Here is an 11,745-nt window from a genome sequence, read left to right as displayed (position 1 = left end):
GTAAACAGATGTAGGCCATCGGCAAGTGAATGTAATGGGTATCCCTTAAAGCACTGCAATTGGATACTCGACAATCAACCGAACTTCTTCCAGGTCCGACTCAAATGCACTAGAGCGCACTGTCGCCTGGCGCAGTCGCAGCGATAAGTCCTTCAAGCTGCCTTCCTGCACCACGTATTTGGCTTCGATGTCCCGCTCCCAGCGGCGTTGGTCGGTGAGCGGATTGCCAGCCGCATCGCGGCGCATGTACACCGCGTTGGCGTTGCTGTAGTCAGCGCCGGTGCCTTTGCCGTAGCGGGTCATGAACGACAGGCCGGGAATGCCGAACGCCTGCATGTCCAGGTCGTAGCGCACCATCCACGAACGCTCCTTGGGCGAGTTGAAGTCGCTGTACTGGATCGAGTTGTTGAGGAAGATCGAGTCCGACTGGCGCAGGTAGTCGAAGTCGTCATCGCCATTGTTGCGTTGGTGCGAGACGGCCAGGCTGTGGGCGCCGACCTTCACCCCGAGCCTGGCGCTCCAGATGTTGTTGTCGAACTCACCCAGTAGCTTCTTACCTTCGTCCACTGCCTTGTAGTAGTTGAAGTCACCGAACAGCGAGACGTCATCATTGAGTGGATAACTGGCGGCGCTGCCGACGTAGTACTGGTTCCAGGCGTCTTTCAGGCGGCTGCTGTAAAGGCTGAAACCAAGGTTTTTGTTGACGGTGTAGTCGCCGCCGAAATAGCCGATCCAGGGCGAGTCGACCGGGCCCGCGTAGAAGGTGGCAAAACCCTTGTCCATGCCGCTTTGCGTCGGCTGGCTCATGCCGCTCAAGTGTCCGCCCTGCAAGCTCAGGCCCTCAAGACTGGTGTTTTGTGCGGTGACGCCGCGAAAGCTTTCCGGCAAAACGCGTGAGTCACCGTATGCCACGACCGGGGTCAGCGGGAATACATCGCCGGCTTTAATAACGGTGTCCAGCACACGCAATTTCGCGGCGCCACCGACTTTGCTGTAGTTGTCTTCCGGATGGTTGTTACTGTCCACCGGTAACACGCCGAACGAGCCTTTGCCACCGCTGCGGCCGGTGCCCGAATCCAGCTTCACGCCGACCATGGCGAATGCGTCCAGGCCAAACCCCACGGTGCCCTGGGTAAAACCGGATTCGAAGCGCCCAATCAATCCCTGCGCCCAGGCTTCTGAGTAGCCGTTGCCGGTGGGGCTGGACTGGCCCTTGCGATCATCGCGGTTGAAGTAAAAATTACGTGCCAGCACGTTAAGGCTGCTGCCTTCGATAAACCCCTCGGGTTTTTCTTGCGCAGCCACGGCGGCCAAGGGCAAGGCGGCGCACAGTGAAAGGGGAAGGCTGTAGTGACGGATACGCATGGTTCGCTCCTGGGTACTGGCAGTGTTCAGCTTCTTATGGGAGTGGGCGTTCTTATTGATCTGGCCCGGGCTGATAGTTACAAACTGTGGATAACGAAGAAGTGGCGTGAACATTACAATTCTGGAAGCTCACCGTTATCTAACAAATAAGTAATGTTCTGGTGAAGATTGCGTCAGGGTCAGTTGGTTAGTCTCGGCACTGAATATTTCAACCGAGGAACTAACCATGAATTTTTATACCGTCGCGCTGGGCGTGTTAACTGCAGTTTTGTCTTTCGGTGTATTGGCCGAGGGCGGGGGCGATCGTACGTTCGCGCTGATGATGGAGCGCAATGAGAAAGCCATGGCCGACTATGCCGCCAAAAAGGGTAAGCCGGCGCCCGAGGTCCAGGTGTATCGCTATGGCCTGGAGCTGGATATTGCCAAGGTGGTCAACGTCACGCCGCCGATCCGTTCGTGCAACGCGGTGCCGTCGCGCATGACCTATGAAGACTCCAGCGGCAAGCTCAATACCCTTGAATATAAAGTGATGGGCGTGTGCCGAAACAATGGCAGCTAATGGATCCAGAAATATTGTTGGACCTGAGGCTAAAGCCCTCTTCAGAAAACGCCGGCAGCGCCGATGCAGGTCAGATCACTCTCCCCACTTGACCATCGGTGCCCCATGTTCAACACCCGTTTGAAGCAGGAGCTGTCGGCTCTTCGCGAAGAATTGTCCAGCTTGAATCAGGTCAAGGAGAGCCTGGAAAGCGAAATGCTGTGCCTGACGCTGGACGCCGAAGGCCGGGTGGAATGGGCCAACGCCAACTTCCTGCAGGAGTTGGCCTATCAGAGCGGCCAACTGCTGGGACGGAAGATCGAAGACCTGGAGCCCGTCCATGTGCGTCGGGATGAGTTCCAGCAGCGCTTCAAGAACGCGTTGGTGCGCGGTGAACACTTCGCCGGCACCGTGCGCCTGATGCGTGGCAATGGCCAGGAAGCCTGGCTGCGCTCGATTGTGCAGCCGGTGCGCAGTTCCGATGGGCGCATCAAGCATTTTTCGATTTATTCCAGCGATCTAACCCGCACGATCGAGGCCTCCCGCGAGCATGAAAACCTCATGAACGCCCTGGTGCGCTCGACGGCCGTGATCGAGTTCGATCTCGGTGGCCACGTGCTCACCGCCAATGATCGGTTCCTCGGCGGCATGGGTTACAGTCTGGCGCAGATCCAGGGCAAGCATCACCGGATGTTCTGCGAGCCGCAGGAATACAACAGCACCGAATACCAGGACTTCTGGAAACGTTTGAACGCCGGTGAGTTTGTCGCGGCGCGCTTCAAGCGGGTCGACAGCCATGGCCGTGTGGTGTGGCTGGAAGCGACCTACAACCCGGTGTTGGACGCCAATGACCGGCTGTACAAAGTGGTCAAGTTCGCCACGGTGATCACCGACCAGGTCAACCAGGAGCAGGCGGTCGCCGAAGCAGCGAACATTGCCTACAGCACCTCGCTGCAAACCGACAACAGCGCCCAGCGCGGTACCACCGTGGTGACCCAGGCCGTGGATGTGATGCGCGACCTGGCCAAGCACATGCAGCAGGCCGGCGACGGCATCGAGGCGCTGAACGCTCAGTCCCAGGTCATCGGCACCATCGTCAAGACCATCAGCGGTATTGCCGAGCAGACCAACCTGCTGGCGCTCAATGCGGCGATTGAGGCGGCGCGTGCAGGCGAGCAGGGGCGTGGTTTTGCGGTGGTTGCCGATGAAGTACGGCAGTTGGCCTCACGGACCAGTAAGGCGACCGAGGAAATTGTCGGCGTGGTGCGTCAGAACCAGGACATGGCGCGCGATGCTGTGAGCCTGATGACTGAAGGTCGCCTGCAAGCCGAGCAAGGCCTGGCCCTGGCGGCCGAAGCGGGCACGGTGATCGTGGAGATCCAGGACGGCGCGCAGAAGGTCGTCAGCGCGGTGGGACAGTTCGCCAACCAACTGTCGAGTTGAGCCTGGGGCTTCAGGTATCGTAGGCGCTTTCTTGCATGAAGAGCCGACCGTCCATGAGCCCTACCCACCGTCGCCCCGTTCCGCTGTCCAAGGCCTACCGTTTGCTCAACCACGGCCCGACCGTACTGGTGAGTGCCGCGCACAATGGCCAGCGCAATATCATGGCCGCTGCCTGGGCCATGCCGCTGGATTTCGAACCGCCGAAAGTCGCCGTGGTGCTGGACAAGGCAACATGGACCCGCCAACTGCTCGAGGGCGCCGGCACCTTTGTGCTCCAGGTGCCTTGCGCGGCCCAGGCCGACCTTGTGCAAACCGTGGGTAACATCACCGGCGCCGACACTGACAAATTTGCCGCCTACGGCTTGCAGACGTTCAAGGGTGAACACACCGAAGTGCCGTTGCTGGAAGGTTGCGTTGCCTGGCTGGAGTGCCGTCTGTTGCCCGAGCCCCATAACCAGCAGACCTATGATCTGTTCCTCGGCGAAGTGGTGGCGGCTTATGCCGATGAGCGCGTATTCAGCGACGGTCGTTGGCACTTCGAAGGCCATGATGAACTGCGCACCTTGCACCATGTGGCGGGCGGGCATTTCTTGACCATCGGCCAGCCGATCACCGGCAAGACCCTTGCCTGACGCCCCCTGCAGGAGCCGGCTTGAGGAGTACGTCTATTCCACAGGCCGCATCGCCGGCAAGCCGGCTCCTGCAGGGTTACCATTTTGCCTGGCTGAGGGCTTCGGCAAACGCCATCAGCTTCGGTGAGTACTGCCGGGACGGCGGGTAGACCAGCGAGATCGCCCGACTGCGCCCGGCGACGTGTTCCAGTACCGGAACCAGGCGCCCGGCCGCGAGGTCGTCGCGCACGGCAAAATCCATCACCTGGGCGATGCCAAAACCGCCCACGGCGCCGTCAACCAGGGCATCGCCGATGTCAAAGATCAGCCGCCCTTCGACGCTTACATCCTGCACCTTGCCGTCGATCATGAACTGCCAGTCCACCAGGCGGCCGCTGCGCAGGTTACGTACGGTGAGGCAGTTGTGGTGCTTGAGGTCATCGACGCAGTGCGGTGTGCCGAAACGTGCGAGATAACCGGGTGCGGCGACCGTGACCCAACGCAGTGGCGGCAGGGCGCGGGCGATCAGGCGTTGGTCCTGGATCTCGCCGGTACGCAGCAACGCATCGAAGCCTTCATCGACGATGTCCACCAGGCGGTCGGTCATCACCGCCTCGATGCGCAACTCGGGGTAACGCAAGGTCAATTCGCCGATCACTGGCATCACCACTTTGCGCCCGAACAGTGACGGCGTGCTGATCTTCAACAGACCGGACGGGTTGCTGCGCCGGTCGAGCAGCAGTTTTTCGGCTTCGGCCAATTCCGCCAGCAGCGGTGCACTGCGCTCGTACAACATCTGCCCATCGGGGGTGAGGCTGACGCTGCGCGTGTTGCGTTGCAGCAGGCGAACCCCCAGCTCGCTTTCCAGGCGCGAAATGGCGCGGGACAGACCGGACTGGGTCAGCCCCAGGTCACCGGCGGCACGGGTGAAACTGCGGGTTTCAGCCACGCGGACCAGCAGGCGAACAGCGTTCAGATCCATGATTAAAGTCATTACTGAAAGAGTGATAGCGCTATTTATCATCGATCAGGCATGAAAGAAACTGATGCCCTCTCATTTTCGGACAGGACGCTGTGATGTCTCCTTCTCGACCCTCAGGCTGGATGTTGACGTTGCTGGCCACCGCGCAACTGATCATCGCGCTGGACGCCACCATTGTGTTTGTTGCCTTGCCGCAGATCGGCATGCACCTGGACTTTTCCGACCAACAACTGCAGTGGGTGGTCAGCGCCTACAGCGTGGCATTTGGCGGGTTCCTGCTGCTGGGTGGCAGGGCCACCGATTTGCTTGGCAAACGGCGTTTGTACCGGGTGGGGCAGTCGCTCTACGCCCTGGCTTCCCTGGCGGCGGTGCTGGGTGGCAGCGCGATATTGCTGGTACTGGCGCGGGCGGTGCAGGGCGTGGGTGGCGCGATGCTGTTCCCGGCCACGCTCGCGCTGATCAACACTCACTATGCCGAAGGGCCGGCGCGCAACCGTGCGTTTGCCGTGTGGAGTGCGGCGTCGGCGGCGGGGTTGGCGTTGGGCGCGTTGCTTGGCGGCGTGCTGACCCAGGTGTGGGGTTGGGAAGCGGTATTTCTGGTGAACGTGCCTCTGGCGGGCGGCTGTGCGTGGGCGGCGCGGTACTGGATCCCCGCTGACGCTGCGCCCGCGCGCGGGCGTAACTTTGATATCAGTGGCGCGCTGACCGTGACCGTCGGCGGTACCTTGCTGGTGTTCTCGTTGGTACAAGGCCCGGAATGGGGCTGGACGGCCCCGTCCACCCTCGGCTGCCTGGGCATGGCATTGGTACTGCTTGGGCTGTTCGCCTGGATCGAGCACCGAGGCCGCGACCCGCTGATGCCGCTGCGCCTGTTTGCCTACCGTGAGCTGCGCATGGCCATGGTGCTGACGGCGGTGTTCATGAGCAGCTTTGGCGTGCAGTACTACTTCCTCGCGCTGTATTACCAGCAAGTTTACGGCTACAGCGTATTGCAGGCGGGGTTGGCGTTCTTGCCGGCGACCTTGGTGTGCACGTTCGGCATCTGGCTGGCGGAGCGCTCGCTGGTGCGGCTGGGGTTGCGCAACACCCTCGTCAGTGGGCAACTGGCTGGCGCGCTGGGCATTGCGCTGGTGGTATGGGCGTTGCCGAACGGCGTAGGGTTCTGGTCGCTGCTGCCGGGTATTTTCATCTTGAGCATCGGCCAGGGTATGACCTGGACCGCGATGTGGGTGGCAGCGGGCCTGGGCATTCGTCCGGGCGAGCAGGGCGTGGCGGCTGGGATGGCCTCCACCAGCCAGCAGATCGGCGGGGCGCTGGGGCTGGCGGTGCTGGTGTCGGTGGCGAGCGCGGGGGGCATCGAACGGGCGTTGTGGTGGAGCGCAGCGATTGCCCTGGCAGGCGCGATATTGGCGCTGCGTCTCAAGCAACCGGCCGGGTTACCTGCCTTGGAAACGGTCTGACATTTTTACCCAGCGCGACGGCGGCATGCCGTAGGTGCTGCGAAATTGCCGGGTCATGTGACTCTGGTCGGTAAACCCTGCGGTCATTGCCGCGTCGACCAGCGATTGACCCTGGGCCAACAGGCTGCGTACCAGGTCCAACCGACGCATGGTCAGGTAGCGGTAGGGGCTGGTGCCGAACAGCAAGCGAAAATCCCGCGACAAGGCCCAGCGGTCACGGCCGGCATGGTCGGCCATTTCATCCAGGGTGATGCTGCGGCCCAGGGCGCTGTGGATAAATTCCCGCGCGCGCTCTGCGGCTACATAGTCGAAGGTCTTGCGGCTGACGATCCCGCCCGAGACGTTGCTCAAGGCGTGGGCCAGGTCAAACAGGGCGTCCTGTTCCTGCAACGGGTCGATGGGGTTATCCAGGTTCTGCAGCAGTACTTCGCTGGCGCGAAACAGCCGTGGGTCGGTGGATAAACCGTTGGGGATAAACGGCAACGGTTTGCCGCCGAGGATCTGCTGGATCAGCGATGGTTCGACGTAAATCATCCGGTACTTGAAGCCTTCATCGCTGCCGGCGTGACCGTCGTGGGTCTCGTCGGGGTGAAGCACCATGGTGGTGCCGGGCAGGCTGTGCACCATGTCGCCGCGATAGTGAAAACTCTGCACGCCCGTCAACGTCCGCCCGATGGCGTAAGTGTCATGGCGATGAGGGTCGAAGGCGAAGCCGGCAAAATACGCCTCGATACGGTCCAGGCCACTGGCATGCGGGGCGCGGTGCAGCCAGTCGAGGGTGGCGGTGGGTTTGCCCATGGTGGCGCGTCACAAAGAAGGAGAGATAAGTACGTTAACCCAGTCTGGCTCGGGTTGTCTGCCGGGGTCTTGTACGATTGTGCAGGGCTTGGGCGAGGCCTATGATCGCTGTTCGTGCCTTGCGCTGATGGAGCTGCCTCCCATGGATTTTTTCAACCCCGCCTACCTGGCGCCCCTGGTTTCGCTGGCCCTGCTGTGGACGGTGGCAGTGGTGACGCCCGGCCCCAACTTTTTCAATACGGCGCAATTGGCCGCCAGTTGTTCGCGCCGCCATGGCGTGGTGGCATCGGCCGGTGTGGCGACGGGGACCATCCTGTGGGGACTGGCCGGAGGCCTGGGCATCAAGTCGTTGTTTACCGCTGCGCCGATGCTTTACCTGGCGTTCAAGGTCTTGGGTGGCTGCTACTTGATCTACCTCGGCTTGAAGTTGTTCAAGCGCTCGGCACCGGCCATGAGCCAGAGCATGCTGCCGGACGAGGCTCGGCGCTCGCTGTTTTCCGCCTGGCGGCTGGGGTTGCTGGGTAACTTGTCGAACCCCAAGGCGGCGCTGTTTGTGGCCACCATCTTCGCGTCCACCATGCCGCCGTCTCCCTCACCGCTGCTGCTGACTCTGGCGGTCATCACCATGGCCACCTTGTCGTTCAGCTGGTATTCCTGCGTGGCCTTGGTGTTTTCCAGCGAGCGCATGGCCAATCTCTACAGTCGCTCGCGCAAGTGGCTCGACCGCTTTGCCGGGGGCTGCTACCTGTTGTTCGGTGCACATCTGGTAGCGAATCGCTGACCGCCCGTGGTAAGAAGCCTTACTTTCAACAGTGAGGCCGGGTCATGAGCAAGGTGCGGGTAGGTATTATTTTTGGTGGCCGGTCGGCCGAGCATGAAGTCTCGTTGCAATCGGCGCGTAACATTGTTGACGCGCTGGACCGCTCCCGTTTCGAGCCGGTGTTGATCGGTATCGACAAGGCTGGCCACTGGCATCTCAACGACACATCGAACTTCCTGCTCAACCAGGAAAACCCGTCCCTGATCGCCCTCAACCAGTCCAACCGCGAACTGGCGGTGGTGCCCGGCAAGGCCAACCAGCAGCTGGTGGAGACCTCGGGCACGGGCTTGCTGGAACATGTCGATGTGATTTTCCCCATCGTCCACGGCACCCTCGGCGAAGACGGTTGCCTGCAAGGTCTGTTGCGCATGGCGGACCTGCCTTTTGTCGGTTCCGACGTACTCGGCTCGGCGGTGTGCATGGACAAGGACATCAGCAAACGCCTGCTGCGCGATGCTGGTATCGCCGTTACCCCGTTCATCACCCTGACCCGCAGCAACGCGGCGCGTACTTCGTTTGAGGCTGCGGTGAACAAACTCGGCCTGCCGATGTTCGTCAAACCTGCCAACCAAGGTTCCTCCGTGGGCGTGAGTAAAGTCGGCGACAAAGCCGAATACCACGCGGCTGTTGAATTGGCCCTGGGTTTTGATGAAAAGGTGTTGGTTGAATCCGCCGTAAAAGGCCGTGAAATCGAGTGTGCCGTGCTCGGCAACGAAAACCCCATCGCCAGCGGTTGTGGCGAAATCGTGGTGAGCAGCGGTTTCTACTCCTACGACAGCAAATACATCGACGACCAGGCCGCCCAGGTGGTGGTGCCGGCCGACATCAGCCAGGAAGCCAGCGAGCGTATTCGCGGGCTGGCGATCGAGGCGTTCGAGGTGCTGGGTTGTTCCGGTTTGGCACGTGTCGACGTGTTCCTCACCGACGACGGTGAAGTGCTGATCAACGAAATCAACTCACTGCCCGGCTTCACCCGCATCAGCATGTACCCCAAGCTGTGGCAGGCGGCGGGGATGAGCTACAGCGAACTGGTGAGCCGGCTGATCGAGCTGGCGTTGGAGCGGCACGCGGGGCGCAAGGGGTTGAAGATCAGTCGGTGATGCGAGCAATCCACGAGTAAATCAGTGTCGTCACTTCCTCCGGATGATGCGTCCTTCGGCGGTAGCTGGCAAAGGTGGGGGAGGTGCAGTAAGTGCACACCTCACTCACCTCGATCTGCTCCCGCCGGATGCCGGCGGCTTGCAGCAACATCACCCCATAACCACTCAAATCAAACCACGCACTTCCCTCTTGCCGTGCGTGGGGTGGTGCGATCTCAGGCGGCAGCAACGGCGTGGGTTGCACAACGCTCCACGGTGCCCGCCCACTTAACCACAAGTGCCCCTGATCCGCCTGGAACTGTGCGATAAACGCTTCGCTCACTTCATAACAGCACGGCTTGATCGACGGCCCTATCGCCACCCGCAACTGGTCGGCGGCCATGCCCTCATCAGCAAAGCGCTGGACGGCGTTGGCAACAATCCCAGCTTGTAATCCCTTCCACCCGCCATGCACGGCAGCCACTTTCTCGCCGTTTTTCGAGGCAATGAGAATGGGCAGGCAATCGGCGGTGATCACAGCGATGGGCTGATCCTCGCCCGTGCACACCCCGTCCGCCTCCACCGTATTGGACACCTGGTCCGCTTGCCATTCAATCACCGAAGCACTGTGCACTTGCTTGCAGATGAACACCTCTAGCGGGCGCAGCGGATCATTGATCGAACAAAAACCGTGGTCGACGCCAGGGATGGCGCCGAGATTATCTGCCTGCTGCACAAGCGCGTTCTCCGTTGATTGAATAGTCAGTCGCCAACCGCTACGCCTTCGCGCCGAGGGTCGGCGCCGCCGCTCAGCGACACTTTGCCCTGGGCATCCCGCGTGCGGACGATGGTCTGGATGCCGCTGGTCATATCGATCTCGCTCAGCGCATGGCCCTTGTCCTTGAGGGCCTGTTTCAGCGCGGGGCTGAACAGACCGGTTTCCAACTCGGTCGCGCCATTGCGGCTGCCGAAGTTAGGTAGGCTGATGGCGGCTTGCGGGTCGAGTTTCCAGTCGAGCATGGCCACCAGGGACTTGCTCACGTACTCGATGATTTGCGAGCCACCGGGTGAACCCACCGTGGCCAGTAATTCGCCGCTTTTGCGGTCGAACACCAGGGTCGGCGCCATGGCCGAACGCGGGCGTTTGCCGGGCTCGACGCGGTTGGCGACTGGCTGGCCGTTTTCCTCGGGAGCAAACGAGAAGTCGGTCATCTGGTTGTTGAGCAAGAAGCCCTGCACCATCACATGTGAGCCGAATGCCGCTTCCACCGTGGTGGTCATCGACACAGCGCCGCCCCGGTCATCCACCGCCACCACTTGTGATGTGGAAATGCGCAGCGGCGAGCGATCCGGCGCGTAGGCCACCTGGATACCCGCAGGTACACCCGGCTTGGCGATGCCCATGCTGCGTTCGCCGATCAGGGCCGCACGCTTGGCCAGGTAGTTCGGTGCGACCAGACCCGCCACGGGCACTGGAACGAAGTCCGCGTCGGCGACATAGAGCGCGCGATCGGCAAACGCCAGGCGCCCGGCTTCGGCCAGCAGGTGCACAGCTTCGGGCGCGGGCTCAAGGCCAGCAGGCGACGAACTTTTCACCGGTTGCATGGCTGCGATGGCCAGGGCGGGATCGCGTGCTTCCAGCGCCTGCAAGGTGCCGAGGATTTGCGCGATGGCGACTCCGCCCGATGACGGCGGTGGCATACCGCAGACTTTCCACTGTTTGTAATCGGTGCACAGCGGCTTGCGCTCTTTGGCGGTGTAGCCCTTGAGGTCCGCCAGGGACAGGCTGCCTGCGTTGCGATGGCCCTGCACCTTGCGTGCGATCTCATCGGCAATCGGCCCTTGGTACAGTGCATCCGGCCCTTCCTTGGCGATGCGTTTGAACACGTTGGCCAGTGCGGGGTTTTTCAACAGCGTACCGGTGGCTTTTGGTGAGCCATCGGCGTTCAGGAAGTACGCTGCCATGTCCGGTGATTGCGCGATGTAGCGGTCGGCTGCGATCAGGCTGTGCAGGCGTGGAGAAATGGCGAAGCCCTGTTCCGCCAGCCGGATCGCCGGCTCGAACAGCTCGCCCCATTGCAGGTGACCGGTCTTCTTGTGTGCCATCTCAAGTGCACGCAATACCCCAGGCGTGCCGACCGACCGTCCGCCAATCTGCGCTTCTGGAAACGCCATCGGCTTACCATCGGTCTTCAGGAATAACCGCTCCGTCGCCCCGGCTGGCGCTGTTTCGCGGCCGTCATAGGCGTGCACGGTGTTTGCGTCCCACAGCATGATAAACGCGCCACCGCCGATGCCGGATGACTGCGGCTCAACCAAGGTCAACACCGCCTGCATCGCAATCGCCGCATCGATAGCCGAACCGCCTTTGCGCAGCATCTCTCGCCCGGCCTCGGCCGCGAGCGGGTTGGCGGCGGCCGCCATATGACGCTCAGCCTGTTGGGTGGTGAGGTCGGTGCGGTAGCCTGAACCCAGTTCGGGTGCCGGTGGCTGTTCGTTGACAGAGGTGTTGCATGCAGCCAGTGCAAGGGCTGCGGCAATCACTGACAGTTGACGGCGGGAAATCGAAAACACGCGTTGAACTCCGTTCATTTTGAGAATGATCTGTTGTCCTTGGGGTACTGCTTCTTACAGATAAATCGTGCCTTG

General features: G+C 61.5%; 11 protein-coding genes and 1 pseudogene. 7 read left to right on the top strand and 5 right to left on the bottom strand.

Annotated elements, in window-relative coordinates:
* Nucleotides 1-45: 45 nt before the first annotated feature.
* Nucleotides 46-1,365 carry an OprD family porin gene (locus EJ576_RS13045; RefSeq protein ID WP_126570481.1) on the bottom strand — a complete coding sequence of 440 codons (1,320 nt, stop codon included), beginning with the start codon at nt 1,363-1,365 and terminating at the stop codon, nt 46-48.
* Between the two features lie 226 nt (nt 1,366-1,591).
* On the opposite strand from EJ576_RS13045, the gene EJ576_RS13040 reads away from it, so the two are divergent.
* The 4 genes and pseudogenes from EJ576_RS13040 to EJ576_RS13030 all read left to right on the top strand — a co-directional run bounded on the left by EJ576_RS13040 (nt 1,592) and on the right by EJ576_RS13030 (nt 3,978).
* Nucleotides 1,592-1,924, top strand: coding sequence for a DUF2790 domain-containing protein (locus tag EJ576_RS13040; RefSeq protein ID WP_028618701.1), 333 nt, complete (start codon nt 1,592-1,594; stop codon nt 1,922-1,924).
* A gap of 63 nt (nt 1,925-1,987) precedes the next feature.
* A pseudogene (locus EJ576_RS30240) lies at nt 1,988-2,806 on the top strand (PAS domain-containing protein); the annotation flags it as partial.
* Nucleotides 2,807-2,914: 108 nt separating this feature from the next.
* Entirely contained in the window at nt 2,915-3,346 is a 432-nt protein-coding gene (locus tag EJ576_RS30235) for a methyl-accepting chemotaxis protein (RefSeq protein ID WP_371923945.1), read from the top strand.
* 53 nt (nt 3,347-3,399) lie between these two features.
* Entirely contained in the window at nt 3,400-3,978 is a 579-nt protein-coding gene (locus tag EJ576_RS13030) for a flavin reductase family protein (protein ID WP_126570480.1), read from the top strand.
* A gap of 76 nt (nt 3,979-4,054) precedes the next feature.
* On the opposite strand, the gene EJ576_RS13025 is transcribed toward EJ576_RS13030, so the two are convergent.
* Nucleotides 4,055-4,939 carry a LysR family transcriptional regulator gene (locus EJ576_RS13025; protein WP_126570479.1) on the bottom strand — a complete coding sequence of 295 codons (885 nt, stop codon included), beginning with the start codon at nt 4,937-4,939 and terminating at the stop codon, nt 4,055-4,057.
* A gap of 122 nt (nt 4,940-5,061) precedes the next feature.
* Between EJ576_RS13025 and EJ576_RS13020 the strand changes: the two genes are divergently transcribed.
* The gene (locus tag EJ576_RS13020) at nt 5,062-6,399 is read left to right on the top strand and encodes an MFS transporter (protein ID WP_122723651.1); all 1,338 of its coding nucleotides are present in this window, start codon (nt 5,062-5,064) and stop codon (nt 6,397-6,399) included.
* On the opposite strand, the gene EJ576_RS13015 is transcribed toward EJ576_RS13020, so the two are convergent.
* Nucleotides 6,376-7,197 (bottom strand): AraC family transcriptional regulator, encoded by an 822-nt coding sequence (locus EJ576_RS13015; RefSeq protein WP_028618706.1) that lies wholly within the window; start codon nt 7,195-7,197, stop codon nt 6,376-6,378. The genes EJ576_RS13020 and EJ576_RS13015 overlap by 24 nt on opposite strands.
* A gap of 142 nt (nt 7,198-7,339) precedes the next feature.
* On the opposite strand from EJ576_RS13015, the gene EJ576_RS13010 reads away from it, so the two are divergent.
* Nucleotides 7,340-7,978, top strand: a complete 639-nt coding sequence (locus EJ576_RS13010; RefSeq protein ID WP_122685971.1) for a LysE family transporter — start codon at nt 7,340-7,342, stop codon at nt 7,976-7,978.
* A 44-nt stretch (nt 7,979-8,022) separates the two neighbouring features.
* Nucleotides 8,023-9,117, top strand: coding sequence for a D-alanine--D-alanine ligase (gene ddlA / locus EJ576_RS13005; RefSeq protein WP_122723653.1), 1,095 nt, complete (start codon nt 8,023-8,025; stop codon nt 9,115-9,117).
* Here the strand turns inward: ddlA and pgeF are convergent.
* The gene (pgeF, locus tag EJ576_RS13000; protein WP_122723654.1) at nt 9,107-9,832 is read right to left on the bottom strand and encodes a peptidoglycan editing factor PgeF; all 726 of its coding nucleotides are present in this window, start codon (nt 9,830-9,832) and stop codon (nt 9,107-9,109) included. The genes ddlA and pgeF overlap by 11 nt on opposite strands.
* Nucleotides 9,833-9,858: 26 nt before the next feature.
* Entirely contained in the window at nt 9,859-11,688 is a 1,830-nt protein-coding gene (gene ggt / locus EJ576_RS12995; RefSeq protein ID WP_126570478.1) for a gamma-glutamyltransferase, read from the bottom strand.
* Between the last annotated feature and the right edge of the window lie 57 nt (nt 11,689-11,745).

This window comes from Pseudomonas sp. C 49-2 (assembly GCF_003970195.1).
Classification (GTDB): domain Bacteria; phylum Pseudomonadota; class Gammaproteobacteria; order Pseudomonadales; family Pseudomonadaceae; genus Aquipseudomonas; species Aquipseudomonas canadensis.
Note: the sequence above shows the minus strand (reverse complement) of the source record. Positions and strands in the feature narration are given on the sequence as shown.